General features: G+C 36.5%; 30 protein-coding genes. 18 read left to right on the plus strand and 12 right to left on the minus strand.

All coding sequences use genetic code 11. The features are described from left to right. Window positions 1-2: 2 nt before the first annotated feature. The 7 genes from CFK37_RS14010 (at window position 3) to phoU (ending at window position 7989) form a co-directional block, all read left to right on the plus strand. Entirely contained in the window at window positions 3-1274 is a 1272-nt protein-coding gene (locus tag CFK37_RS14010) for an MFS transporter (protein ID WP_089062439.1), read from the plus strand. 82 nt (window positions 1275-1356) lie between these two features. Continuing rightward, window positions 1357-3459 carry a peptidoglycan D,D-transpeptidase FtsI family protein gene (locus tag CFK37_RS14015; protein WP_089062440.1) on the plus strand — a complete coding sequence of 701 codons (2103 nt, stop codon included), beginning with the start codon at window positions 1357-1359 and terminating at the stop codon, window positions 3457-3459. Between the two features lie 155 nt (window positions 3460-3614). Further along, window positions 3615-4568 (plus strand): PstS family phosphate ABC transporter substrate-binding protein, encoded by a 954-nt coding sequence (locus CFK37_RS14020; RefSeq protein ID WP_089062441.1) that lies wholly within the window; start codon window positions 3615-3617, stop codon window positions 4566-4568. Window positions 4569-4662: 94 nt separating this feature from the next. Then, on the plus strand, window positions 4663-5592 hold the full coding sequence (gene pstC, locus CFK37_RS14025) for a phosphate ABC transporter permease subunit PstC (RefSeq protein WP_089062442.1): 930 nt from the start codon (window positions 4663-4665) through the stop codon (window positions 5590-5592). A 1-nt stretch (window position 5593) separates the two neighbouring features. Next, window positions 5594-6472 (plus strand): phosphate ABC transporter permease PstA, encoded by an 879-nt coding sequence (gene pstA / locus CFK37_RS14030; protein WP_089062443.1) that lies wholly within the window; start codon window positions 5594-5596, stop codon window positions 6470-6472. 59 nt (window positions 6473-6531) lie between these two features. Beyond that, window positions 6532-7314: a phosphate ABC transporter ATP-binding protein PstB gene (gene pstB / locus CFK37_RS14035; protein ID WP_245837392.1), complete on the plus strand. Its 783-nt coding sequence runs from the start codon at window positions 6532-6534 to the stop codon at window positions 7312-7314. Window positions 7315-7329: 15 nt separating this feature from the next. Beyond that, the gene (gene phoU / locus CFK37_RS14040; RefSeq protein ID WP_172840569.1) at window positions 7330-7989 is read left to right on the plus strand and encodes a phosphate signaling complex protein PhoU; all 660 of its coding nucleotides are present in this window, start codon (window positions 7330-7332) and stop codon (window positions 7987-7989) included. A 114-nt stretch (window positions 7990-8103) separates the two neighbouring features. On the opposite strand, the gene CFK37_RS20280 is transcribed toward phoU, so the two are convergent. Further along, a complete protein-coding gene (locus tag CFK37_RS20280) occupies window positions 8104-8634 on the minus strand; it encodes an endolytic transglycosylase MltG (RefSeq protein ID WP_089062446.1) in 531 nt (176 codons plus the stop codon). A 21-nt stretch (window positions 8635-8655) separates the two neighbouring features. Further along, a complete protein-coding gene (locus tag CFK37_RS14050; RefSeq protein ID WP_089062447.1) occupies window positions 8656-8991 on the minus strand; it encodes a hypothetical protein in 336 nt (111 codons plus the stop codon). Window positions 8992-9172: 181 nt separating this feature from the next. Between CFK37_RS14050 and rpmG the strand changes: the two genes are divergently transcribed. From rpmG to CFK37_RS14075, 5 genes are all read left to right on the plus strand, one after another. After that, window positions 9173-9322: a 50S ribosomal protein L33 gene (gene rpmG / locus CFK37_RS14055; RefSeq protein ID WP_089062448.1), complete on the plus strand. Its 150-nt coding sequence runs from the start codon at window positions 9173-9175 to the stop codon at window positions 9320-9322. Window positions 9323-9420: 98 nt separating this feature from the next. Further along, a complete protein-coding gene (locus CFK37_RS14060; protein ID WP_089062449.1) occupies window positions 9421-9978 on the plus strand; it encodes a 5-formyltetrahydrofolate cyclo-ligase in 558 nt (185 codons plus the stop codon). Window positions 9979-9989: 11 nt separating this feature from the next. Continuing rightward, window positions 9990-11003 carry a ThiF family adenylyltransferase gene (locus CFK37_RS14065; protein ID WP_089062450.1) on the plus strand — a complete coding sequence of 338 codons (1014 nt, stop codon included), beginning with the start codon at window positions 9990-9992 and terminating at the stop codon, window positions 11001-11003. Window positions 11004-11065: 62 nt separating this feature from the next. Then, complete coding sequence (locus tag CFK37_RS14070; RefSeq protein WP_089062451.1) at window positions 11066-11260, plus strand: hypothetical protein; 195 nt, start codon at window positions 11066-11068, stop codon at window positions 11258-11260. Window positions 11261-11552: 292 nt separating this feature from the next. After that, complete coding sequence (locus CFK37_RS14075) at window positions 11553-13103, plus strand: rhomboid family intramembrane serine protease (RefSeq protein WP_089062452.1); 1551 nt, start codon at window positions 11553-11555, stop codon at window positions 13101-13103. A 41-nt stretch (window positions 13104-13144) separates the two neighbouring features. Here the strand turns inward: CFK37_RS14075 and CFK37_RS14080 are convergent, their stop codons facing one another. Further along, window positions 13145-13993 (minus strand): hypothetical protein, encoded by an 849-nt coding sequence (locus tag CFK37_RS14080; protein WP_089062453.1) that lies wholly within the window; start codon window positions 13991-13993, stop codon window positions 13145-13147. 130 nt (window positions 13994-14123) lie between these two features. Here CFK37_RS14080 and CFK37_RS14085 point away from each other — a divergent pair, with 130 nt between their 5' ends. From CFK37_RS14085 to CFK37_RS14100, 4 genes are all read left to right on the plus strand, one after another. Beyond that, window positions 14124-15581 carry a spore germination protein gene (locus CFK37_RS14085; protein ID WP_089062454.1) on the plus strand — a complete coding sequence of 486 codons (1458 nt, stop codon included), beginning with the start codon at window positions 14124-14126 and terminating at the stop codon, window positions 15579-15581. Between the two features lie 94 nt (window positions 15582-15675). Next, a complete protein-coding gene (locus tag CFK37_RS14090; RefSeq protein ID WP_089062455.1) occupies window positions 15676-15888 on the plus strand; it encodes a YqgQ family protein in 213 nt (70 codons plus the stop codon). Next, window positions 15885-16856, plus strand: coding sequence for an ROK family glucokinase (locus CFK37_RS14095; protein WP_089062456.1), 972 nt, complete (start codon window positions 15885-15887; stop codon window positions 16854-16856). The genes CFK37_RS14090 and CFK37_RS14095 overlap by 4 nt, the downstream gene beginning before the upstream one ends. Before the next feature lie 164 nt (window positions 16857-17020). Beyond that, window positions 17021-18928, plus strand: coding sequence for an LTA synthase family protein (locus CFK37_RS14100; RefSeq protein WP_089062457.1), 1908 nt, complete (start codon window positions 17021-17023; stop codon window positions 18926-18928). Window positions 18929-19012: 84 nt separating this feature from the next. Here the strand turns inward: CFK37_RS14100 and CFK37_RS14105 are convergent, their stop codons facing one another. After that, window positions 19013-19183, minus strand: a complete 171-nt coding sequence (locus tag CFK37_RS14105; RefSeq protein WP_089062458.1) for a DUF2759 family protein — start codon at window positions 19181-19183, stop codon at window positions 19013-19015. 181 nt (window positions 19184-19364) lie between these two features. On the opposite strand from CFK37_RS14105, the gene CFK37_RS14110 reads away from it, so the two are divergent. Then, the gene (locus tag CFK37_RS14110; RefSeq protein ID WP_089062459.1) at window positions 19365-19988 is read left to right on the plus strand and encodes an MBL fold metallo-hydrolase; all 624 of its coding nucleotides are present in this window, start codon (window positions 19365-19367) and stop codon (window positions 19986-19988) included. A 47-nt stretch (window positions 19989-20035) separates the two neighbouring features. Here the strand turns inward: CFK37_RS14110 and CFK37_RS14115 are convergent, their stop codons facing one another. The 8 genes from CFK37_RS14115 to comGA form a co-directional block, all read right to left on the minus strand. Beyond that, entirely contained in the window at window positions 20036-20278 is a 243-nt protein-coding gene (locus CFK37_RS14115; protein WP_089062460.1) for a DUF2626 domain-containing protein, read from the minus strand. 104 nt (window positions 20279-20382) lie between these two features. Further along, window positions 20383-20784, minus strand: coding sequence for a PDC sensor domain-containing protein (locus CFK37_RS14120; protein ID WP_089062461.1), 402 nt, complete (start codon window positions 20782-20784; stop codon window positions 20383-20385). Further along, window positions 20756-21208 carry a competence type IV pilus minor pilin ComGF gene (gene comGF, locus CFK37_RS14125; protein WP_089062462.1) on the minus strand — a complete coding sequence of 151 codons (453 nt, stop codon included), beginning with the start codon at window positions 21206-21208 and terminating at the stop codon, window positions 20756-20758. Before comGF ends, CFK37_RS14120 begins: the two co-directional genes overlap by 29 nt. Continuing rightward, the gene (locus tag CFK37_RS14130) at window positions 21159-21491 is read right to left on the minus strand and encodes a prepilin-type N-terminal cleavage/methylation domain-containing protein (protein ID WP_089062463.1); all 333 of its coding nucleotides are present in this window, start codon (window positions 21489-21491) and stop codon (window positions 21159-21161) included. The genes comGF and CFK37_RS14130 overlap by 50 nt, the downstream gene beginning before the upstream one ends. Continuing rightward, complete coding sequence (gene comGD / locus CFK37_RS14135; protein WP_089062464.1) at window positions 21478-21918, minus strand: competence type IV pilus minor pilin ComGD; 441 nt, start codon at window positions 21916-21918, stop codon at window positions 21478-21480. Before comGD ends, CFK37_RS14130 begins: the two co-directional genes overlap by 14 nt. Window positions 21919-21931: 13 nt before the next feature. Next, window positions 21932-22249 (minus strand): competence type IV pilus major pilin ComGC, encoded by a 318-nt coding sequence (gene comGC / locus CFK37_RS14140; RefSeq protein WP_089062465.1) that lies wholly within the window; start codon window positions 22247-22249, stop codon window positions 21932-21934. Window positions 22250-22262: 13 nt separating this feature from the next. Beyond that, window positions 22263-23318, minus strand: coding sequence for a competence type IV pilus assembly protein ComGB (gene comGB, locus CFK37_RS14145; RefSeq protein ID WP_089062466.1), 1056 nt, complete (start codon window positions 23316-23318; stop codon window positions 22263-22265). Further along, window positions 23272-24291 carry a competence type IV pilus ATPase ComGA gene (gene comGA / locus CFK37_RS14150; protein ID WP_089062467.1) on the minus strand — a complete coding sequence of 340 codons (1020 nt, stop codon included), beginning with the start codon at window positions 24289-24291 and terminating at the stop codon, window positions 23272-23274. Before comGA ends, comGB begins: the two co-directional genes overlap by 47 nt. A 99-nt stretch (window positions 24292-24390) precedes the next feature. On the opposite strand from comGA, the gene CFK37_RS14155 reads away from it, so the two are divergent. Continuing rightward, entirely contained in the window at window positions 24391-24891 is a 501-nt protein-coding gene (locus CFK37_RS14155; RefSeq protein ID WP_089062468.1) for a shikimate kinase, read from the plus strand. Window position 24892 lies beyond the last annotated feature (1 nt).

A 24892-nucleotide genomic window follows, 5' to 3' on the forward strand; every position in this document is an offset into this window, starting at 1 on the left:
CCATGCATACTTATAAAGAATATATCATAAATAAAATAAAGGAAAATACGGACCTGACCTTTTTGTTGGTAATAGGCGGCCTTTATTCCCTTGGGCTATTTTTATCCAATACATTCGTAAACATTTATCTATGGAAGCAATCTGGAGATTATGTCACAATAGCACTTTACAATTTGGGAATTTATATCTTTCAGCCTATTACCTTTGTGATTGCTGGAAAGATGGCAAAAAAAGTTGATCGGATTTTCGTTTTACGACTAGGGGTAATTTTCTTATCTCTATTTTTTTTGAGCGTATTATTTATAGGTGATTCAGCCGCTTCCTACCATATTTATCTGGGAAGTCTGCTTGGAATCGGATTTGGCTTTTACTGGCTGGCATTTAACGTGTTAACATTTGAAATCACGGAACCGGATACAAGAGATGTCTTTAATGGGTTTCTAGGTGTTTTGCAATCATTCGGCGGAATGATTGGACCATTAATAGCTGGTATTATCATTGCAAAAATGGATCAGAACTTTGGTTATAAAACTATTTTTACGGTTTCATTTTTAATGTTTATTGGAGCAGTAATTTGCAGTTTTTTTCTTAGCAAAAGAAAGGCCGATGGCGCCTATCATTTTAAACGGATCCTTCATGAACGAAAACATAATAAGAATTGGAGGAGAATTTTAAATGCCCATGTTTTTCAAGGGTTTAGAGAGGGCATATTTTTATTCGTCATTGCGATTTGGGTGTTTATTGCGACGGGAAGTGAATTTGCATTAGGTATGTTTAATTTGTTTTTATCTGGACTTTCCTTTGTGTTTTACTTTCTGGCAACAAAGTTTATAAAACCAAATTTACGTAAAAAGGCAATTTTGATTGGTGCAATCATACTCTACCTTTCCGTTTACATCATTATCTTCAATGTGAATTACTCGCTTTTAATCGTTTATGCTGTAATTATTGGAATTGCATACCCAATAATCAACGTTCCCTATGCTTCGTTGACATACGACGTAATCGGAAAAGCGTGGAGGGCACGGGATTTGCGTATTGAATATATCGTTGTCCGTGAATTATATGTTAATGCTGGCAGGGTAGTATCAATTGGTGCTTTCTTAGTAGCTGTTACATTTATTGCACCGGAAAAGATTATCCCAATACTTTTAATAACATTTGGCGCTGGGCATCTCTTCATTTATTTCTTTATCAAAGATATTTACCTTGTAAAAAATGATAAAGAAGAAGTGATGAAAAAAGAAGAGCTCCCGGACGAAAAAAATCGGTAATAATGGTTAGAAATTTGCCTGTTAAATGATATAATAATATGTAATAAATTTAACATGCATTTGTAAAAAAAGGGAGAGACATATGGTCAAAAAGAAAAAGAAGCGCGCTCAACTTCCTTTTCGCTTGAATATATTATTCTTTGTTGTGTTTTTATTGTTTTCTGCTTTGATTATGAAACTTGGTGTTGTGCAAATTGTGCAGGGGGAAAATTATCAAGAAGAAATAAATCGAACTATCAAAGATACAACAAAAATTCCAGTTCCAAGGGGAAGAATTTTGGACCGAAATCATAATGTAGTTGTTGGTAATAAGCCACTATATTCAATTACATACACACCTGAAAAGGGGACCACCGCTGAGGAACGGCTGGAAGTTGCGGAAAAGTTAGCACCATTCATAGATATGCAGCCGGAAGACGATGAACTGACAGAAAGAAATAAGAAAGAGTATTGGTATTTAAAGCACGAGGATGAGGCCACTAAGCGACTTTCCGATAAAGAAGTTGAAAAACTGGACAATAGTGAGGCATACCAAACAACTCTTGATCGAATCACAAAAGAAGAAATTAGTAATTTTACCAAGGAACAAAAAGAAATAATAAATATTAAAAAAGAACTGGACCAAGCCTATTCACTTACACCACATGTTGTCAAAAATGAAGATGTGACACCTGAGGAATATGCAAAAGTTGCCGAACACTTGGATATGCTTCCTGGAATAAATGCAACAACTGACTGGGAGCGGACACATCCGTATGATGAAACGTTGCGAAGTATTTTTGGCTCGATAACTACAAGAGAACAAGGTATCCCAAAGGAAAAGAAAGATTATTATATTACAAGGGGATACAGTCGCAATGACAGAGTCGGAATAAGCGGTTTGGAACAAGAATATGAAAGTGTTCTGCGAGGGAGAAAGGAACAAATCCAGTACACCACAAATAAAAATGGAGTGATTGTCGATTCCAATGTGGTTGTTGAAGGTGAACGCGGCAAAGATGTTGTGTTAACAATTGATATGGAACTTCAGAAAAAAGTGGATAGTATCATTAAGGATGAAATGAAGAAAGCATATGCGGAAGATCCTTATGGAAATCGTGATATGGATGATGCATACGCAATCGTCATTGATCCGCAGACCGGGGAACTGCTTGCGGTATCCGGTCAGCATTATGACCGGGAGGAAAAAGAATTCAGTAATAACGCTTATAATACACTGTATTCCGCTTTTAGAGCAGGTTCAACGGTAAAAGGTGCGACAGTGTTATCTGGTTATGAATCAGGCGTTATTGAACCTGGACAAACATTTTTTGATGCGCCGATTAAAATCAAAGGTACACCTGAAAAAAGTTCATATCAAAATGAAAGCTTAGGATTAGTCAATGATTATACTGCACTGCAAAAATCATCCAACGTTTATATGTTCTATATTGCCATGCGCATGCTAGGAGATTTTGATTATGAGCGGAATGCACCATTACAAATAGAGTCTGTGGATGATGCCTTTTTGGACTTCAGGAATTACTTTAGCCAATTTGGATTAGGTGTACCAACTGGAGTTGACTTTCCATTTGAATCATTGGGGTACGAAGGTGATAATATTGCTGGTAAGCTATTGGACTTTGCTATTGGACAGTACGATACTTATACACCTATGCAATTAGCCCAATACGTATCAACAATTGCAAATGATGGCTATCGCGTCCGTCCAAGATTCCTGAAAGCAGTTCATAAGCCTACACCAGATGAGGATCAACTAGGTGCAGTATCCAAAAGCAAGAATACGGATGTACTGAACCGGATCACCATGGATCAGGATTTACTTGAACGAGTTCAGGAAGGCTTCAGAAGGGTTTACCAGGAGCCGGGAGGAACAGCGTACAGCTATTTTGCTGATAAGGAATATACCTCTGCTGGTAAGACAGGAACTGCTGAAAGTACCGTTTTCTATCGGGATGAAGAAGGGAATATAGTTGATTCAAGAGAAGCATCAAACCTTGCTCTTGTTGGCTATGCACCATATGAAAATCCGGAAGTCGCTTTCGCAATCGTTGTACCGAATACCGGTGGAGAATACCATATTAACGATTACATCGGGGAGCGTATTTTAGATACGTATTTCGATCTAAAAGAAAAACGTGAAGGCGAAGGGAAGGAAGAAGTTACGAATAAGGAAGATAATTAAATAGAATGAACAATCCCAAATTATTGGTCCGCCAACAATTTGGGATTTTTTAATGTAGAAATTTACGAAACCTTTACAATGGATTAATAGTGGCACAACATTCTCCCTTTACAATATAAATTGTAAGCAAAGACAAGTATTAAGGGGGAGTTAAGATGAGATCAAGAGTTATGGCATTAGCTGTGGTTATGTCCCTATTCGTTTTATTTACGGCCGCTTGTGGAAATGGCGATGGCAGTGGAAATACAAGTGCAAGCGAAGGCGGAGTGAAAAAAGTGGCGGTGGATGGTTCATCGACAGTTTTCCCGATTATGGAGGCTATTGCAGAAGAATATTCAGCAGCTAATCCAGATGTTCGAGCAACTATTGGTGTATCAGGTACTGGTGGAGGGTTTGAAAAGTTTATTGCTGGTGAAACCGATATTTCAAATGCATCTCGGCCGATAACGGAAGAAGAGAAAAAAGCGCTTGAAGAAGCAGGAATTAAATATACGGAATTTAAAGTAGCTCTTGATGGATTGTCGGTTGTTGTAAATAAAGAAAATGACTGGGTGGATCAACTTTCTATAGAAGAATTGAAAAAAATGTGGACTGACAGCAGTGATGTTAAGACATGGGCTGATGTCCGCGAAGGATGGCCAGAAGAAGAAATCAAATTCTTTAGCCCGGGTGCAGACTCAGGTACGTTCGATTACTTTGATGAGGTAGTATTGGGTGGAGAACAAATTCGGAAAGATGCAGCCCTTTCAGAAGATGACAATGTACTTGTTCAGGGCGTTTCTGGATCAAAGAATGGAATTGGGTACTTTGGATTTGCGTATTATCTTGAAAATAAAGATAGCCTAAAGGTTGTACCAATCGTTAACAAGAAAGGAAAAGCAGTAACTCCAAGCCAGGAAACTATTCAGTCTGGTGAGTATGAGCCGCTGTCAAGACCATTATATATCTATGTGAAAAATGAAGCCTTGAAAGATGATGCAGTTTATGATTTTACAACATATACACTTGAAAACGCGGGGAAAATGGCCGAAGCTGTTGGCTACGTAGCACTTCCCGATAGTGTATATGATGAACAGCTTAAAAAGATAGATAAAATAGCTGGTAAATAAATTGGAAGATGAATAGCAAGATCAGTATGTGAGGATAGCTCATTGTGCAGCATTTCCTCACATTCCTGCGTTTTTATTGGGGAGGATCGTACGTATGTCAAAATCTGTTCGAGATATGATAAATGAAAAAAATTCTAATCGTTCTATACTTCATTTTACAGAGAAAGCAGCACCACTTATCTTTTTGTTATGTGCAATTGTTTCTGTTTTCACAACCTTAGGGATTGTTTTTACATTGCTAATAGAAACGATTACTTTTTTTAATAGGGTTTCTTTTTTAGAATTTATCACAAGTGTAGAATGGTATCCCTTTGCTGAAGGAAACTCGTCCTATGGCATTCTTTCTTTGGTCTCAGGAACACTATTAATTACTTTAATCGCAATGGTGGTAGCAATTCCAATCGGACTTGCATCCGCTATTTATTTAAGCGAATATGCAACCTTAAAAGTTAGAAAAATAGTGAAGCCAATAGTGGAAATTTTAGCGGGAGTGCCAACGATCGTATATGGTTTCTTCTCATTAACATTTGTTACTCCGCTGTTAAAAAACATTATACCAGAACTGCCTATTTTCAATGCATTGAGTCCAGGTATTGTAATTGGCATAATGATAATTCCGATGATTGCTTCCCTATCAGAAGACGCAATGAATTCAGTTCCAAATTCTATGCGTGAAGGTGCACTGGCCATGGGTTCAACTAGATTGGAAGTTGCATTAAAAGTAGTGCTTCCAGCAGCGCTCTCCGGTATTATCGCTTCATTTGTACTTGGAATTTCTCGTGCGATTGGAGAAACAATGATTGTAGCGGTTGCCGCTGGTGCTACGCCGAAACTAACATTAGATGTTACTGAGTCTATTCAAACGATGACAGCATATATTGTACAGGTCAGTTTAGGTGATGCTGGTTATGGATCAACCATTTACTATAGTATTTATGCGGTTGGCATGACATTATTTGTTTTCACACTAGCAATGAATTTATTGGCACAATACATTTCTCGGCGTTTTAGGGAGGAATATTAACATGCAGGTAATCGACAAAGATACTGTCAAAAGGAAAACTAGCAAACGTTTAAGAAAAAACCGATTGTTGAAATGGATGTTTTTTCTTGCCACGTTATTTGGAATAGTAGTCTTGGCAACACTTTTATATCGTATATTTACGCAAGGTGTAGGTTATTTAGATTGGGGATTTATTACTAGTTTTGCCTCTAGATTTCCTGAGGAAGCCGGAATAAAGGCTGCTATTATAGGATCGCTTTGGTTAATGGCAGTCACAGCACCAGTTTCCTTAATTTTAGGAGTTGGCACAGCAATTTATTTAGAAGAGTACGCAAAAAAGAACAAGTGGACTCGTTTTATTCAAATAAACATCTCAAATTTAGCCGGGGTACCGTCAATTGTATTTGGACTGCTCGGATTAACCATTTTTGTGCGGATACTTGAAATGGGACGAAGTATTTTGGCAGGAGGTCTTACCATGAGCTTGCTAATACTACCAATCATCGTGGTGGCCGCTCAGGAAGCAATTCGTTCAATTCCAAATGATCAGTACGAGGCTTCATTCGCAATGGGGGCAACGAAATGGCAAACCATTCGTCGTGTTGTACTTCCAGCAGCAATTCCAGGTATTTTAACTGGAGGCATATTAGCTTTATCCCGGGCTATAGGTGAAACAGCACCATTGTTAATGATAGGTGCCTTAACCTTCATTGCATTTTTACCGGAAAATGTTTGGTCTGGATTCACCGTAATGCCAATCCAAATTTTTAACTGGACTAGCAGACCGCAAGAAGAGTTTCAATATGCAGCGGCGGCAGGAATTATTGTCTTGTTGATTTTGTTAATCCTCATGAATTCCATTGCAGTATTCATTCGAAATAAGTTTACAAAAAGATATTAATCAAGGAGGCTAACATCATGAGTGTTGTTCAAGAGGCAAAGCGTGTTCCAATTATTGGAATGATGAATACGGATTTTAACCCAGCAGATAAAATTATCTATTCTATCCAAAACTTTAACTTATGGTATGGCGAAAAACAGGCGTTAAAAGAACTGCAATTTGATATACCTGCTAATCAGGTAACAGCTATTATCGGCCCATCAGGCTGTGGTAAATCAACCTTCATAAAAACATTAAATCGAATGGTAGAATTAGTTCCCAGTGTAAATATGGCTGGTAGTATCCTGTATAATGAACAAAATATCTTTGATCCGAAATATAAGGTGGAAGAGCTTAGAACAAATGTCGGCATGGTATTTCAAAAACCAAATCCTTTTCCGAAATCAGTTTATGAGAACGTAGCGTATGGGCCAAAAATACATGGCATTAAAAAGAAGAAGGTATTGGATGAAATTGTTGAAAAAAGTTTGAAGGGAGCCACACTATGGGAGGAAGTAAAAGATCGCTTAACCGAAAATGCATTTGGGTTGTCTGGCGGGCAGCAACAACGGCTATGTATTGCTAGATGTTTAGCGATTGAACCAGAAGTCATTTTAATGGATGAACCAACATCGGCGCTAGATCCAATTTCAACGTTGAAGGTGGAAGAACTAGTGCAGAATCTTAAAAAGGAATTCAGCATTGTAATAGTTACGCATAATATGCAACAGGCAGCGAGAATTTCAGATAGAACGGCATTCTTTCTAAACGGTGAAGTAGTAGAGTACAGCAATACAGATAAACTTTTTTCTAATCCTACTGATAAACGTACGGAAGATTACATTACCGGCCGTTTTGGATAGTTAATGGAGGTGCAGATTTTGACTAGAGAAAGCTTTGAAGAGCAATTAATAACGTTAAAGTCCGAGTTAATGGAGCTTGGTGACCTAGCCAAGTTTGCTTTGGACCAATCAATCCAAGCACTTGAAAACCAGAATGTTGATCTCGCATTACAGGTTATTGACGAGGATGCTAAAATAAATTTGTTAGAAGAAGAAATTGATGAGCATGCAACCTGGTTAATTGCAAAGGAACAGCCTTTGGCGTCGGACCTCCGGAAAAACATTGCCGTTATGAAGGTCACAACTGACATAGAGCGAATTGGGGACCTTGCTGTTAACATTGCCAAGTCTGTTATCCGTATTGGAAAATCGGAATTTATAGAGCCACTTAATAAAATTCCTAAAATGGCATTAATGGCGCAGGAAATGATAGATTGTATACTAAAGGCATTCAATGAAGAAGATATTTATCAAGCACGGGAAATTGCGGAAAAAGATGATGAAGTTGATAAAATGTACGGTGGGCTTGTTGCTGAATTAATGGAATTAATGACCAAGAATCCTACGTATGTAGCTCAAATCATCCAACTGTCGTTTATCTGCCGATATTTAGAACGAGTGGCTGACCATGCAACAAATATATCTGAGGCCATCATTTATTTGGTAAAAGGAAAAAGATATGACCTGAATAAGTGAACTACTCACCACTTAGCTACGCTTGAGTGGGAGCTTCTCACTTCCATGACGAAAGCTGTACGAGAAAAATAGCCTTAAAAAAACAGTAGTGCAGGGATTTCCTGCACTACTGTTTTAATTTGTAATGGCCTCCGCAATTTGGTTGAAAGTCATATCTGTTGTTAATTCGAATGTTCCCAGTTGAACATATTGGCTATAATCATTTTCTTCCAAATACTTATTAAACTTACTAGCATTATCAATGACCCCATTTTCTTCCAAAATGGAACTTATGGAAGAAGACGCAAGACCGGGTTCAACCTTTAATGTGAATTTCTTAACTTCTTTTTTCTCTTTATCTTTTGTGTCTTGCTCTTTTTGTTTAGATTTGGTATCGTCTGTTTGATCTTTTTCTTGTTCTTTATCTTTATCTTTAGTTTTTGATTCATTCTTCTGATCTTTTGGTGGTTCATTATTAACAGAAAGAGAAATATATTCATCTTCACTTAATACTTGGTATCCATCTTCCTCAATCGCCTTGATCATTTCCTGTTGGGAAATATTATCCGTATTGTTTTGCGGAGTATCAAAGTAAAGAAAGATAGCTAACAAAATGATTCCAGCTGCAAACAGTCCGATAGAAAATGCGCGAACAGGTTGTTTCATAATTATCTCCTTACCATTAGCTTAATTTTGTTTTAAAATTAGTTGAACATCATATGTACTCAACTTTGTTAACTCGGTAATTTCCTGTACAGAGTATCCCTTTTCATGCAATTGAACAATTTTGCGATTCGCTTCAGGTGATTGATTGTCGTTTTGGAAACCGTCGGAAAAGTCTTTCGCAAGTAATTCTTCTTCAAGAATTTTAATTTTCCTTTTCATTTGATAGGTATCCTGCATGGTGGACATAGAGTGCTGCTCCATTTGATCCTCGATGTCCTTAAATTTGTCATTCATTAAGAATGATAGTATAAATAGGATTACTGCCACTATTATAATAGTTGAAATTGCATAAATCATTTATGTACCTCCATTTCATATACATTATTATTTATAACATAGAATTGGAAAATAGAAAACTGAAATTATCTTTTTCTGTTTTGATTCTTGATTGATTCAACTATATCTGGTATTATAATTAAGTCTGACACGAAATTATAGAAATCTACAAAGCAAGTTTTTATAGTTTGGAGGGAAAAACATGCGAGTAAACATTACTTTAGCTTGTACTGAATCTGGTGAACGTAACTATATTACAACAAAAAATAAGCGTACTAATCCTGAACGTATTGAGCTTATGAAATATTGCCCACGTCTTAAAAAGCACACACTTCACCGTGAAACTAAATAAGTGATTGTACGCAAAATGGAACTCTTATCGTAACTGGATAAGAGTTTTATTTATACGTTGACGGCTAATTAATTTTAAACGGGAGAAGGGAGATTCATATGGAGAAATCCAAGCTGCGGAATCAAGGCATAAAATACCTAAAGTCATTGTCAAAAGAAGAAAAGATTTCTATCGAAGAAAAGCTTACTTACGAATTAGTAAATTCTGACCTGTGGAAGCAGTCATCGTCGATTGGAGTCACTATATCACAGGGGTTTGAGTGGGATACTAGGGGCATTATTGAAACTGCATGGAAAGAAAACAAACTTGTATCTGTTCCAAAATGTGACCCGGTACATAAGAAACTTACCTTTTATCATTTACATACATATGAGCAATTGGAAGTTGTATACTACAACTTAAAGGAGCCGAATCCGGATAATTCACAGGCTATAGATAAAAATTCAATTGAACTGTTACTAGTACCTGGATTACTCTTTAATAAACATGGGTATCGGATCGGATTTGGCGGTGGTTATTACGATCGATTCTTAGCCGACTTTCCAAATTCTACTGCTTCATTGGTAAGCGATGGTCAATTCGAACACGAAATCCCTGTGGAAAAATATGATCTACCGGTTAATTATATTGTTACTGAACAAGGAATTCTTCTGTAGGAGGTACTTATATGGTTTCCAATCGTTATTCCAGGCAGTTATTATTTCATCCAATTCAACATTCTGGTCAAGAAAAATTACAAAAAAGCAGTGTACTTATTGTGGGATTAGGTGCGCTTGGCACAGTTATTTGTAACCATTTAGTCCGTGCCGGTGTGGGCAGAGTCCGAATAATAGATAGAGATTATGTTGAACTTTCTAATTTGCAAAGGCAAATGTTATACGATGAAGAGGATGTGAAGGAAGCACTGCCAAAAGCAGTAGCTGCCAAAAGCAAACTAAAAAAAATAAATAGTTCAACCGTAATTGATGCAATTGTTGGCAATGTAACAGCTGAAAATATTGATCCGCTACTGGATGGAATTGACGTTGTAATGGATGGGACCGACAATCTATCCACAAGATTTATTTTAAATGATGGCTGCTTTAAGCATCAGATACCATTTTCTTATGGGGGAGTTGTCAGTTCTAGGGGAATGCAAGCATTTTTTATACCTGACAAGACACCATGCTTGCGTTGTTTGATTCAGGAATCTGCAAATGATGGACAAACATGTGATACTGTTGGTGTAATTGCACCTGCAGTTGATATGGTTTCCTCATTGCAGGTCACAGAAACGATAAAATATTTAACGGGTAATGAAAAGGTACTGCGAAATACACTTCGAACCTTTGATATTTGGGTTAACAATCAATATGACATCAACTTATCCAAGCCTAAAAAAGATTGTCCGACATGTCAAAATAGGGAATTTCCTTCATTGAGAAGAAAGGCAGAAGATGAAGAAACTGTACTTTGCGGAAGGAATACAGTACAAATTCACCAACGGAAAGCATTAGATCTGAAAAAATGGCAAAAAAAATTGATGCCTGTAGCCTCCGTTAAACAAACACCATTCCTGCTTAAGGCACAATTTGATGATGAAATTTCATTTGTCCTATTTCCCGATGGCCGTGTTCTCGTCCAGGGGACGGAAGATACAATTACAGCCAGATCATGGTATGATCGATATATTGGTTCCTGATGTATAAATACCCGAAGTTCTGTAAAACTAAGAACACTATAAAACAGAAATAGGGTGTTCAGATGAGAATTATTTTATTATTTGGTGTTGTGCTCTCAGCGATGGTGGCTCTTTATAAATGGAGATATAAATTAATGAATATGATCTTGGCTGTAAGTGTGTTACGAAAGCTGGGAGTAATGATAACCATGAATATGCCAGCCATCAAAAATAAAATATTATCAAACATGTTTACCAAAACATCAACAAACGGATAATACAATAAACAAGGCAGTTGTCTTTATTGCAGCTGCCTTGTTTTTATTTGAGGGCTGTTATTGCATAGCTTGTTGCTAATATCGTCACAGTTGCTAAAAATAGCGACGTAACTAAAGATCATGTTTGGCGCCCTGTGGCCACTGCGGAAAGCGACTGCCCGCAGCGGAAATCACGTTGCTGTTACGTTGCAATTTATAGATATTGTGGAAAACAATAATCTTTGAAAAAAGGTATCTTTTACGGGAAAATTAAGAAAAGTTTTGATATGATGGTCATTAGGGAGGAAAGTTAATGTATGTAAATGAACAACATATCATGTATAAATTGGCTGATCAGTTATTAGATAGAGAAAAATTCGAGATTTTGGAGCTGGATGAGCAACGGGAGGAAATTTGGTTAGAAAAAGAAAGCAACAAAACTTCGTATGTGATCAGACTTGTACATAAAGAATTTTATTGGATTAATGATTTAAAAAAAGACATCGCTTTAGCTTTTCACCAAACAAAAGCGATTAGACGGCTGCTATCAAGAAAACATCGTATTGAAGTGAGAAATGTATATGTAGCAAAACACCCCCCTGTTGGTGAATGGGAGTCGTTAAAAATACCTATGCAATTGAAAGAAAGAAATGCGATTAAATTAAAGGTATTTTATTTGGATCAATCTGATCTGTATAAGGAAAAAAAACGGTTAAATGAGGATTTGAATCTTTCTCTGGAATTGAAAGCCGATGATTATTCAGACGAAGAAAAGGAAACAGAGATACATGATTTAACTAATAAATTGAAACAGAAACTGTACACCAAAAAACAAGAAATGAAAAATGTACTTTCTCATGGAAAACCGTTCTTAACCTACATTTTTCTAGCAATGAATATTCTTTTCTTTATTTTCCTGGAAATGAACGGCGGCAGCAATTCAAACGAAACCCTGATTAAGTATGGTGCAAAGTATAACCCCGCTATCGTTAACGGAGAATGGTGGAGGATACTTTCTTCTATGTTTATTCATATTGGATTATTTCATATCTTTATGAATATGCTTGCCCTTTATTATCTTGGGCCAGCAGTTGAAAAAATATATGGATCTACCCGATTTTTCATTGTATATATGCTTGCAGGTATTGGAGGGGGACTTGCCAGTTTTGCATTTTCTTCTAATATTTCTGCTGGTGCCTCTGGAGCATTATTTGGGTTATTTGGAGCATTATTATATTTTGGATTAATGAATAAAAAATTATTTAATTTGATGATGGGCAAAGGAATTATTGTCCTGATTGGGATAAATTTAATTATCGGATTTACCTTTCCGCAAATTGACAATAGTGCACATATTGGCGGTTTAGTAAGTGGAATAGTTGCTTCTTTTATCGTTTCATTGCCAGGTAAAAGAAAGACAATATATCAGATTGGTGCACTTATTTGTTATTTTATTGCAATATCTTTTTTAGTGGTCTTTGGTATCAACCATGCTAAAGAAAGTGCCATGTATCAGTTGTCTGAAATAGAAGACTTATTAGCAGAAAACAACTATCAGGAAGTTGTTCAGATTGCAACAGATGCGCTTAAGGATTCTGATGATTTAATATCCGCATTCTTGTTCCAACGTTCATACTCGTACATTGAATTGGGTAAACCATCCCTTGCAATTGCTGACTTGGAAAAAATAGTAGGGATGGATAGCGAAATGCCGGAAGCATACTATAATTTAGCAATGTTGTACGATAATCAGGGGAAGAAGCAAAAGGCTGAAAAATTTGTTTCAAAGGCTTATGAATTAAATCCTGAGGATGAATCATATATCAATTTATATGAGCAAATCATGGGGGAAAAGATAAAGTAAAAAAAGCGGCATACAGCCATTAAGCTGTTATGTCGCTTTTTCTAATATTTTTGTATTAATCGTTCTTTTTTTCCGTTAATTTCAAATAAAACGAGTAAATGGTTTTGATCTTTACTAAATAGAATAATTGGAACAAAGCTTGAGACTTGTTCTTTCTTATACGTAATGGGCACAATGTAGTTTTTGTATAAACCTTCCCAAAGCTGTCCGATTATTTGATTGGTTTGTTCCTGCGACATTGATGGCAGCTCGTTCGTATTAAAGCGGTTTAATGCTGTAAGGGGAACAATCACGTAGTCATCCTTTTTAATCTGGTAATGACTCAGTAGTTTGTTCCAGTGATAAAGCAGAAACTGTGATGTTTTATCATTTAAAGCTTTTTCCCAGTCGATATCTTTCGTGGACTTTGGTTTGTGGAAAGTATGAACGTCTCCTGCTGGATTTTCAACCACAAATATTTCGTCATATGTCATTTGCTGAATACTTTTGATCGCCCCACTTGGATAGTGAATTTCGCCATGATGATAGGAAAGGCTTTGAAGATACCCTGTTCCCTCAGACTGTAGCTGCGCATTTAATTGCAGTGTTTCTTCATCTTCATGCCATTTACTTAATGCGCCCATTAATTTTCCGTTGTTAAAAAGTAAGGAAACATCCTGCCGTAAGTACATGTTTTTATCACTTTTCGATAATACATTCCATGTAATCGTATATTTCTTGTTTACTTTTTGTTTTTTTATATCCAAGTTTGTTTTCGCATTTACAAAATGAGTTTCTTTATCAAGCGGGAAGTAACTGATACTTGGAATTGAACTTAATTTTGTCTGATATAAAAAAACGAAAAAGATACTCAGGATTAAAAAAATAGATAGAACTAGATACTTTTTCATAGCGTCATCCTTTGAAATAGGTTGTTTTAGTAAGATTTATGAAACAAGCGCAGTAAATATGCATAGGAATACAAACTGGGGAACAGAATAAAAGCATGGATTCTTATAAAAGTGCAGGGTGATTATATAAATGGACACTAAAAAGCAACCTTTATTTTCTACCTATCAGGAAAATGTAGACTATTTACATAAACATCTGGGTGTCGATGAAAGTTTTGACGTTATTCATTTAAACCTGGAATATATGGGACGCAAAATGTCATTATTCCTAATTGATGGATTCGCAAAAGATGAAATTTTACATTTTATCATGAAATTTTTTGCAAAGCTTGAACCCAAAGACCTTGAGCCAGATCCTCTAAAGAAATTGCTTAAGACATATATTCCTTATATTGAGCTTGGGCATAATCAGGATCTGAACAAAACGATAGACTTGGTACTTGGAGGTCCTATTGCATTAGTTGTTGAAGGTATAGATGAAATAATTATGATTGATGCTCGTACATATCCTGTCAGGCAGCCGGCGGAACCGGATTTGGAGCGCGTGGTACGGGGATCACGTGACGGTTATGTCGAAACAATTGTATTCAATACAGCACTTACCAGAAGAAGAGTACGTGATAAAACGCTTCGAATGGAATATTTGCAAGTTGGGAGAAGATCCAAAACAGATATTGCATTGTGTTATATTGCTGACATCGCTGATGCAAAGCGTGTCGAAAAGATGAAGAAGGATTTGGAACGAATCGATACGGATGGCTTGCCAATGGCGGAAAAGACAATTGAGGAATACCTGAGTGGTCGCCATTGGAATCCCTACCCAACTGTGAGATATACTGAGCGCCCGGATACCGCGGCTGCACATCTGTTTGAGGGTCACGTTTTGATCATTATTGACGGGTCACCAAGTGTTATGATTACCCCTGCCACTTATTGGCATCACTTACAACATGCGGAAGAATATCGGCAAAAGCCAGTTATTGGTGCTTATTTACGGATGGTTCGATTTATAGCTGTTATGGCATCGATGTTTTTACTGCCATTGTATTTTCTATTTTCATCGGATCCAACACTCCTTCCTGCCTCAGCAGACTTTATCGGACCAGCTAAAGAAGGTACTATTCCATTGATCCTGCAGTTTCTAATTGCCGAAATAGGGGTCGATATGTTGCGGATGGCTGCTCTCCATACTCCATCCTCACTTGTAACCGCATTAGGACTTGTCGCAGCTGTTTTAATGGGGCAGGTTGCTGTAGAAGTAGGAGTATTTTCCAATGAAGTTGTTTTATATATAGCAATTGCAGCAATTGGCACATATGCAACACCAAGCTATGAACTTAGTTTGGCTAATCGGTTAGTGCGTATTTTCTTACTAGTTGTAACATCGATTTTCGGTGTAGCCGGATACGTGGTTGGAATCACGGCATGGCTTCTATATATTGTCCGTATTAAATCGTATGAAATAGCATATGTTTGGCCATTTCTGCCATTTTCTTACCGTGCATTTCGTGATATATTTCTTCGTTCACCGATCCCATTGAAAAACAGAAGACCAACGTTTCTTGATCCTCAAGACCCTGATAAGTGATATATCGCGGGTCTTGAGGTATTTTTTGTTCATGGTATAATATGTAAGGGTTACAGAATACATAAATCAATAGGTATGAATTGGTGATGATGTTTTGAAAACAGTATTTGATGTCAGGCAATTATTAAAAAAATTTGGGACCTTTATTTATATTGGTAATCGGTTGGCTGATCTAGAACTGATGGAAGACGAAATAAAAGAATTATATCAAAACGCATGTATTAGTGCACAAGAATATCAGCTTTCGGTTCTGATTCTTAAACAGGAAGCAAGAAAAATTCGTGAGGAAAAGGGTGCGGATGAATGATGGAAAATGTATTAATTGGTGTAGATATCGGTGGAACAACCATAAAAATTGGCTTTCTTACGGAAGACGGACTGATCTTAAACAAATATGAAATACCCACAAATAAAAATAATGAAGGTATGCAAATAATACCCGATTTGGCACAATCAATTAAAAACAAAACAAAGGATCTGGAAATAAGCCAAGAACGAATACTGGGAATAGGGGTTGGAGCCCCAGGGTTTATCGTAGGGGATAAAGGGTACGTTGAGGAAGCTGTAAATATTGGATGGAAAAAAATTGACTTAGGCAATAAGTTAAGTGAAGAATCTCAATTGCCAGTCTTTGTTGAAAATGATGCAAACTTGGCAGCGCTGGGTGAAAATTGGAAGGGATCAGGAAACGAGGCAAGCAATTTTGTAGCCATTACACTAGGGACGGGTGTAGGAGGGGGCATCATAGCAAATGGTCAGCTCCTCAGTGGTGTCAACGGAACCGCTGGTGAAATTGGTCATATAACAGTAAACCCTGATGGATACCCTTGTAATTGTGGGAAAAACGGTTGCTTAGAAACAGTAGCATCTGCGACAGGAATCGCAAGACAAGCAATAAAAGTAATAGAAACAAATCCATCTAGCAATCTGGCAAAGCATTATCATGAACATCGTGATGTAAGTTCAAAGGACGTGTTTGATTTAGCCCGTACTGGGGATCAGGACTGTCAGAGGATTATTGACCGAACTGGAGATGTTCTTGGGCTAGTCCTTTCCAACATTGCTACAATAGTAAATCCGTCAAAAATAGTAATTGGTGGAGGTGTTTCGAAAGCTGGAAAACCACTATTAGATGCAATTAATCAGTCGTTTTGCATTTATGCACTGGAAAGGCTAACCAAGGCATGTTCCATTGAAACGGCGCAGCTTGGTAATGATGCGGGAATCTATGGAGCTGCCTATTTGGTAAAGGAAAGACTAGGGAACAAAAAATAATCTTATTTTAGTATTGTAAATTATTGAAACCTTTTTAATCGATAATCCGTCATATGTGTAGGGGAACCGAATATATATATGGTTTCTAAATTATAAAATGGGGTAATTAAAAAGTTAATAAATAACTGAACAAAATGAAAATTTTTGTTTAGGGGGAAGTCTATATGAATTTTATGCGAACTAAAATTCCATTGTATATAGTGGCTACACTGTTATTTGGATTAAAGACATATATTGTCTATCGTTTTTTCTTCAGTATTGAATTAGACAATTCCATGCAGGAACTAATTTTACTTATTAACCCGTTTATCTCAGCATTTTTGGTGTTTGCGATAAGTGTTTGGTTTAATAAAGAACAACGGCAAATGAAATTTCTACGCTACACAGCATTAATTGGAACAATCATTATTTATTTTAACCTGGTTTTTTACCGCTCATTTACTGATTTTATTACCATTCCACAGTTATTTCAGACAAGTAATATGGGGGATCTAGGCGGCAGTATTCTAACGCTTGTAAAACCTGTTGATCTTTTATTGTTTTTTGATGTCGCAATCATCTGGTATTTTAGTAAAAGGAAACAGGATAAACTGGCGGTCAGTTATCCTAAAAGTGGTAAAGTTTTTGCATTAGCAATGTCATTAATGTTACTTGCAGGAAACTTTTTTCTTGCTGAAATGGAGCGACCTCAGTTATTTACTCGTGCGTTTGACCGCGAATATTTAGTGAAGAATATTGGTCTGTTTAATTATCATATCTATGATTTGGCAGTTCATTCAAAAGTGAAAACGCAGCGTGTTTTTGCGGATGGTAATGAAATACCGGAAATCAGGAAGTTTATTGATAAAGAAATTAAAAGTGACGATAAGTCAAGCATGTTCGGTGTTGCAAAAGATCGAAATGTAATCTTTATTTCTGCAGAATCCATGCAAAACTTTGTCATAAATAAAGAAGTAAATGGGGAAATAATCACGCCGTTTTTAAACAGTCTGGTGAACGATGAAGACACGTATTATTTTGAAAACTTTTATCATCAAACGAAACAAGGAAAGACCTCAGACTCTGAATTTATCATGGAAAATTCTCTTTATCCATTGCCCCGGGGGGCGGTATTTTTCACACATGGGCAAAATGAATATCATGCATTACCGGAATTATTTAAACAAAAAGGATATTATACATCTGTCTTCCATGCAAATAACAAAAGCTTTTGGAATAGGGATCAGATGTATGATAGCTTGGGATACGATCATTTTTACGGGGAAGAAGCCTACCAAATAACAATTGAAAATTCAATTGGCTGGGGGCTGAAGGACAAACCATTTTTTGAACAGTCGATAAAGTATCTTCAAGAGATTAAGGAACCATTTTATACCAAGTTTATTACATTGACAAATCACTTCCCATTTGAACTTAGTGAAGAGGAAAGGTCAATTGAACCGTACCATTCAACATCAAGTACACTGAATCATTATTTCCCAACTGTTCGTTATACGGACGAAGCAATTGAACAGTTTTTTCAGCAGTTAAAGGATGCGGGACTATATGAAAACTCCATCATTGTTATAATGGGCGATCATTATGGAATTAGTGAAAATCATAAAACAGCTATGAGTCAATATCTTGGTAAAGAGGAAATTACTCCTTATGACCACATTCAATTACAGCGGGTGCCATTTTTTATTCACATACCAGGCAATGGGAATGGAAAGGTAATGTCCGGGGTTGCAGGTCAAATTGATATAAAGCCAACACTATTAAGTTTATTAGGAGTCAAGGCAGAGAACGATATTCAATTTGGCAATCGTTTATTTATCAATGATCGTAAAGGATACATCGCATTTAGAAATGGGGATTATGTCAGTGATCAATACGTCTCTACCAATGGGATATGTTATAACCGTAAAACAGGTGAACCGTTAAATCAAGATGGGGTAGGGTTCAACACTGCTACCGAAAAAGAAAATCCATGTATGGATATACAGGATGAGATAGAAATGGAACTTGGTTATTCAGACGACTTGATTTATGGTGATCTTTTCCGCTTTATTAACTTTGATGAGGAAAAGTAAAAAAGTGTACAAAATCGGTATTCGTAAAGAGTGCCGATTTTTTCATGCAAATAAAAAAGCTAACAAAAAGTTAGCTTTACCCGGTTATCCGGTAATTTCCTGAATAATAGTCATGACGGAGAAAAACCCAAAAGCTAGTACAGATACTGCTGAAAATGCAAGACCAAACAGGTTTTTAGCCTTCATTTGTTTAACAGTTGAAATAACACTTAGTATAGCGACAATGAATAATAATATACCTAGTAACAGGTGCATGTTTTCTGTATCCTCCTTCATTAATTCCGTGCATGTTATGATTGCTATTGGAATTGCGTTTGTATTATTATGTAACTAATCATTCATTCCTATTTATTTTATAGCAAAATAATCTATTTGTCGAGGATTATTAGGTTCATTTTGTTAACATGATAATAAAAACAGAAGGGGATAATTTTTAATGAAACTAGAAAGAAAATCACTTGGGCCACTGGGAACAAATTGCTATCTTATTTATAATGAAACGGATGCACTAATAATTGATCCCGGCGGGGATGCGAAGGAAGTAATTGACTTTTTTAAGGATAAAGCCTATAAGCCTAGAGCAATCCTGCTTACACATGCTCACTTTGATCATATCGGTGCTGTTGATGAACTAAGAAAAAGATATCAAATAGATGTTTATCTTCATGAAAATGAGTCGGATTGGCTTTTAGAGCCAAAGAAGAATGGTTCCATTCTGTTTACATCAACCCCAATAACAACTAGAATGGCAGAACATGAACTGAATGAGGGGAAAATGCAAATTGGATCTTTCACCTTTGATGTACTCCATACTCCGGGTCATTCGCCGGGAAGTGTTTGCTTTGTTTTCAGGGATGCTGGGATTATTATTGGAGGGGACCTGCTCTTTAATCAGGGCGTAGGCCGTACCGATTTACCTGGGGGCGATACTAAACAATTAATGGAAAGTATCCGGACTAAACTGTATACATTGACTGATGACATGATTGTTTATCCAGGTCATGGTCCTAGTACAATAATTGGCGAAGAAAAACGTGTTAACCCATTTGTAAAAGGTTAAAAATAAAAAACCCTGCATTAAAAAGTATGTAAGCAGGGTTTTTGTTTTTAGTGCCCGAATCCGGGAACCAGTATGAAGTTTGAATACCAGGTAAAACCAACCATAAATACAGTACAATAAGCTCCGAATAAGTACATATACATGCGCTCTGACAATTTTAAGTAACTTACTGTAAGGAAAAATACCGTTTGAACCAAGAATAATAATGCTGTTTTGTTCATATCACCAACAACAAACATTACAGTGAAAATCCCTGTCCAAAAGGCAAGCACACGAAACATTCGATCCATGCCTTCCCCTCCTTTAGATAACCTTATCATAGTTATTATAAACGACAATCTAATTAATGTAAATAAATCTTACAATACAAATGGAAAAAACATTAATGTATCCATTAGTTTGACCTTAGGTTGCCCACATTATTCATTTCCTTTTTCAAAGTTATCTGGTTGGCGACTGTATAAATCTTGTTGTCGGGGGTCGAAATGGAAAACGCTAGTTGATATATTTCCGATTTCCTAAAATAACTAATTTCAACAATTCCATCGGGAAAGGTATACTGAACTGTTCCACTATCCTGTTGCTGCATGGATAATTCCTTTGTTAATTTGGATCTTCCCATTTGAAAAAGTGTGTCTATTTTTAACTGTGATAGCTCATTTCTTGTGATCGTTAATTCATTATGATAAATTGCGACATTTGTACTTAAAAAAAGGAACAAGAGGGCTGTTATCAGTAGTGTTAATGGAAGAATCAATCCTCTTTCGTTACTGATAAACAGTAAAGATCTTTTCATAATTTGCCCCATCCTTTGTTGTGATTGTTACTTTTACACCATAAGATATTTTTTCAAAAAAGGCGTTTTTTACATTTCCGTTAATAACTACTTCGTGTCCTGTTCCGTCGACTTGCCTTCTGATAATATCCTGATATTTTTCGTAAGTCACTTTTGTTCCATCAATTGCATGGAAGTAAACAGCCTGATCACCAATTGTATAATTGGTTGAACGAAGTAAATCATCACGGAAAAAATGAAAAAATTGATGATAGGAAAGGTCTGTATAATTTGTAGTATAGCTTAAGGATTTAGTCATGTACTCTAGGAAAGGGATAGTAATGAAAAGAATAGTGATGGCAAGCAGCATGGATAATATCGTAAAACCTTGTTGATTAAATAGGGTATCCGTATAAACATGACTTTTCTTTTTTCTTTTTAACATTGATCCATTCCACACATCCTTGTAAATAATCGTTTGTAGGATTAAAAGTAAAGGCAAGCTGCTCCTTTTTATATGGTTTGTATAAGCTTAAATTCGTGTCTTCGTACCAAATATGTCGTTGTAGTTCATCGTAAAGCATGGTAACGATTGCTAGCCGATCAGCTAACAATTGCTGCTCGGTTTTTATTTGGATGGAAAGCGGCAAAACAGTGATGATTAGCATGGTAGTAATCGAAAAGGCTGCTAACACTTCTATTAATGTGAATCCTTTAGAGTTTTTCAATGTAACACCTGCCCTTACCTAAAGGAAAAACGATTTTATACATTGATTTATTTGTTCGCAAACGAATAGTGCCAGGCTGTCTGATGGTTCCTGAACTATTGAATGAAATGAAATTATCCTGAATGGTCAGCAAATCAAATTTCCAATCGTTCGGAATGCTGCGCTGGAATATGTCTTTCACTTTATAATTCTTTGTAACAACAATCTTGTAATAATCAGCATGTATCTCCAGGCCAACCTTATCTTTTGACAAGTATGAAATGCTTTGCATGTATAATAAGTCATTTTCAAAGGCTGTTAGAAATTGCTGTTCCTTTTGTGTATCCAGGACAGCAAATTTGATAGGGGCGCTTAGCACTAGCAAAATGGCCAAGGCCCCCAAAACAAAAATAACTTCAATCAGAGTGAAACCATTTTTATTATCCATCGCACACCTCTATTTATGGTTCCGTGACAATACCAACACCATCCGCATTGATTGCATAATTCAATGCTTTTTTATTTGAACAGGTCTTCTGATTTTCTTTAATATATTTCGCCTCTTCTAAAGTTGCTAGGGTAGCTGGATAGGAGCCCTTATCTAAATAATAGGAATCAACTTGTGTTTGTACAACAGCAACTAATGCTCCACAACCTTTTGTATAGACGTCCTTACTTTTTTCGCTTAAGTTTGGAACGATTAAAATGATCAAGACAGATATGATCATTAGAACAATCAGCATTTCAATCAGTGTGAACCCTTTTTGATTTCGTAACATAATTAAACCTCCATTAAATTGTTTTGATGAGTTGGAACATTGGATACATTAACGTAATGTAGATTAAAACGATGAACCCGGCCAGAATAATAAAAAAGATGGGTTGTATATACGAAATAGCTTTTGTAATCCGGCGATTAAGATCCTCTGTAACAATACCTGCGTATACCGTTAAATCTTTCTCAAGTGCCTGTGCATCTGCATTTTTTTGAAATATATGAGCAATTTGCTGTTCCAGTAAAAATAATTGTGTCAGTAAATAATTGATGTGATGGCCTCTGTTTAACTCGTCCGTCATTAAATGGGAATAATAAGAAAGGATGGGTGATTGTGTTTGATTGGACATAATTGTTAGGATATCCTTTATTGAAATCCCGGTTTTTAATAGGGAGCTAAAATGTGTTGCAAACAGGAAAGAGGTTTCAACACGTTTGTAACTCCGGTAAATAGGTATTTTACGATACAGATTCAGTTGACTTTCAATACTAACTTTATCTTTGATATATTGCCATCCAAAGAATGAGACTAATACGATGACAATGCCAGCCCAGGCAAAAGTCCCAAAAATATTGATGACAATCAGGGAAATTGATATGGTTGATGATGTGACAGCATTTGTTAAAAACAAGTCGGAAAAGGATGGAAGAATGGAATTTTTAATGAAGTAAAGCAGAATTGAAAAGATGATCAGGAGCAGTAAAGGGTAACGAATGGTTTGTTGAAATTTGGCAGTGAATTCCATTCTTTGCTGGTACATTTCAATACACTTTTCTAAGCTTGCCTGGATATCACCATTTGCCTTAACAAAATATAAGTAAGTCGTAATGGTCGAATTAAATGAAGCTTTCACAAAGGCCTCGTCAAGCGTACTTCCTTCTTTAAGTGACTGAACGATGATTGCTGTTGATGCCTGCATTTGTTTGTCCCATTTCATAACCTCCAAGGCATCGAGCAGACTATAACCATTTTTTAAGAGTCGTAAAAGACGTGTAAGGAAAAGTAATTGTATTTCTTTTTTTAACTTATGGGGATTCGCCTTTCTGAAGTAGTTCCTTAGTGATAAACCCATACAAATATGCTTTCCTCCTTAGTTTTGTAAAGGATTGAAATGAAGAAACTTTTTGAACATCTTGCCCCTTAAGTGCATGATTTAGCGTTGCGCCATCTAACAATTCCAGAATTGCAGCACGACGCACGATGGCATGATTCATTTGTACAGGTATCAGCTGCAATGCAGCTACTGCAATAAGGGACTGCTGTAAATCCGTTATCTTTAATCCCATTTCCAGCAGTCGATGAATCGTTCCTTCTGCGTTTTTGGCATGAAGTGTACTTAAAACTAAATGTCCGGTTAATGAAGCGTCAAAAGCAAACTTTGCTGTTTCCTTATCCCGGATTTCGCCAACCATGATTATATCCGGATCATGGCGGAGCGCAGCTTTTAAACCAGCCTGATAGGTAATGCCGGCTTTTTCATTTACTTGAACCTGCAAAATGTTTGAGATCTCCTTTTCAACTGGATCTTCTAATGTAATCGTCTGGTAAGATTCTTCTGCAAGGATAGTTTGGAGTAAAGCGTATAGTGTAGTGGTCTTTCCACTCCCGGTCGGACCTGTAAAAAGGATGATTCCAGAACGATGTTTAATCCATTCACGTAATTTCTTCAGCTGATACGGGAAAAGAAAAAGTTGTTCTAGGGTTAGAATCTCATCCTGTGGTAAAATTCTAATTGCAAGGCTTTCCATGTTGTTAACCGGAAGAGTGGATAATCGTAGCGCGTAATGCTGTGTTTGGTCACTATACGTAATAATTCCATTTTGTGGCTTGCGGAGTTCACCAATATCCATTCCGGAGGTGAATTTATAAAAGGTAAGCAAAAGTTGATAGTGTGTTGCATGAATAGAACTGTGAAAAACGCGTTTTCCATGAACACGGAAATAAATGTCAGTATGGTTCGGAAATGGATAGAAATGAATGTCAGATGCAAAAGCTTTAAACGAAGATCGTAGCAGTTTTTCAGAGAGGTTGGCTGCGGAGTTCAATGAAGTATCACCTCCTTTATTTTCATTATCAACGTTATATATTCGACAACATTTGGCAATCTCCTTCTTTTTAAAAAAAATATTTTGGGAGTGAAAAAGATGAAAAATATATTTTTAATTGGCTTTATGGGCAGCGGCAAAAGTTCTGTTGGGAAGCAGTTAAGTGAGGGTTTAAACTGTGATTACATAGATACGGATACAATTATAGAAACAACACATAATAAAACCATTCCTGAAATATTTGCAAGGGAAGGGGAGGCTTCTTTCCGGAAGTATGAGTCCAATGCATTACATAATATTCCGACTGAAAACTGCGTTGTGTCGACTGGTGGAGGAATTGTGGAACGTTCTTCTAATATCGACCAAATGGTTGAAACTGGTATTATTGTGTATTTGGAAACCGATTTTCGCACGATTGATAAACGATTACAATTCGATACATCAAGACCATTATGGAGGAAAAATAAAGATGAGAAGAAACAGTTGTATGATAGACGAATCCATTTGTATCAATCCTGTGCTGCGATTACCGTATCAACAGATAACAAATTAATCGATGATCTTGTTTTCCAAATTACCAGTCAAGTCGCCAATGAATAAA

This window comes from Virgibacillus phasianinus, assembly GCF_002216775.1.
Lineage (GTDB): Bacteria > Bacillota > Bacilli > Bacillales > Amphibacillaceae > Virgibacillus_F > Virgibacillus_F phasianinus.

Coding starts and splice junctions, on each gene's coding strand:
- CFK37_RS14085 (WP_089062454.1), top strand. CDS start 14,124: ATGGACACTAAAAAGCAACCTTTATTTTCTACCTATCAGGAAAATGTA.
- comGF (WP_089062462.1), bottom strand. CDS start 21,208: ATGTTAAAAAGAAAAAAGAAAAGTCATGTTTATACGGATACCCTATTT.
- CFK37_RS14070 (WP_089062451.1), top strand. CDS start 11,066: ATGAGAATTATTTTATTATTTGGTGTTGTGCTCTCAGCGATGGTGGCT.
- CFK37_RS14110 (WP_089062459.1), top strand. CDS start 19,365: ATGAAACTAGAAAGAAAATCACTTGGGCCACTGGGAACAAATTGCTAT.
- pstA (WP_089062443.1), top strand. CDS start 5,594: ATGCAGGTAATCGACAAAGATACTGTCAAAAGGAAAACTAGCAAACGT.
- comGB (WP_089062466.1), bottom strand. CDS start 23,318: ATGGGTTTATCACTAAGGAACTACTTCAGAAAGGCGAATCCCCATAAG.
- pstC (WP_089062442.1), top strand. CDS start 4,663: ATGTCAAAATCTGTTCGAGATATGATAAATGAAAAAAATTCTAATCGT.
- pstB (WP_245837392.1), top strand. CDS start 6,532: ATGATGAATACGGATTTTAACCCAGCAGATAAAATTATCTATTCTATC.
- CFK37_RS14100 (WP_089062457.1), top strand. CDS start 17,021: ATGAATTTTATGCGAACTAAAATTCCATTGTATATAGTGGCTACACTG.
- CFK37_RS14155 (WP_089062468.1), top strand. CDS start 24,391: ATGAAAAATATATTTTTAATTGGCTTTATGGGCAGCGGCAAAAGTTCT.
- CFK37_RS14020 (WP_089062441.1), top strand. CDS start 3,615: ATGAGATCAAGAGTTATGGCATTAGCTGTGGTTATGTCCCTATTCGTT.
- CFK37_RS14015 (WP_089062440.1), top strand. CDS start 1,357: ATGGTCAAAAAGAAAAAGAAGCGCGCTCAACTTCCTTTTCGCTTGAAT.
- CFK37_RS14095 (WP_089062456.1), top strand. CDS start 15,885: ATGATGGAAAATGTATTAATTGGTGTAGATATCGGTGGAACAACCATA.
- CFK37_RS14115 (WP_089062460.1), bottom strand. CDS start 20,278: ATGGATCGAATGTTTCGTGTGCTTGCCTTTTGGACAGGGATTTTCACT.
- CFK37_RS14065 (WP_089062450.1), top strand. CDS start 9,990: ATGGTTTCCAATCGTTATTCCAGGCAGTTATTATTTCATCCAATTCAA.
- comGC (WP_089062465.1), bottom strand. CDS start 22,249: ATGTTACGAAATCAAAAAGGGTTCACACTGATTGAAATGCTGATTGTT.
- CFK37_RS14075 (WP_089062452.1), top strand. CDS start 11,553: ATGTATGTAAATGAACAACATATCATGTATAAATTGGCTGATCAGTTA.
- CFK37_RS20280 (WP_089062446.1), bottom strand. CDS start 8,634: ATGAAACAACCTGTTCGCGCATTTTCTATCGGACTGTTTGCAGCTGGA.
- CFK37_RS14050 (WP_089062447.1), bottom strand. CDS start 8,991: ATGATTTATGCAATTTCAACTATTATAATAGTGGCAGTAATCCTATTT.
- CFK37_RS14080 (WP_089062453.1), bottom strand. CDS start 13,993: ATGAAAAAGTATCTAGTTCTATCTATTTTTTTAATCCTGAGTATCTTT.
- CFK37_RS14060 (WP_089062449.1), top strand. CDS start 9,421: ATGGAGAAATCCAAGCTGCGGAATCAAGGCATAAAATACCTAAAGTCA.
- CFK37_RS14010 (WP_089062439.1), top strand. CDS start 3: ATGCATACTTATAAAGAATATATCATAAATAAAATAAAGGAAAATACG.
- comGD (WP_089062464.1), bottom strand. CDS start 21,918: ATGGATAATAAAAATGGTTTCACTCTGATTGAAGTTATTTTTGTTTTG.
- rpmG (WP_089062448.1), top strand. CDS start 9,173: ATGCGAGTAAACATTACTTTAGCTTGTACTGAATCTGGTGAACGTAAC.
- CFK37_RS14105 (WP_089062458.1), bottom strand. CDS start 19,183: ATGCACCTGTTACTAGGTATATTATTATTCATTGTCGCTATACTAAGT.
- CFK37_RS14120 (WP_089062461.1), bottom strand. CDS start 20,784: ATGAAAAGATCTTTACTGTTTATCAGTAACGAAAGAGGATTGATTCTT.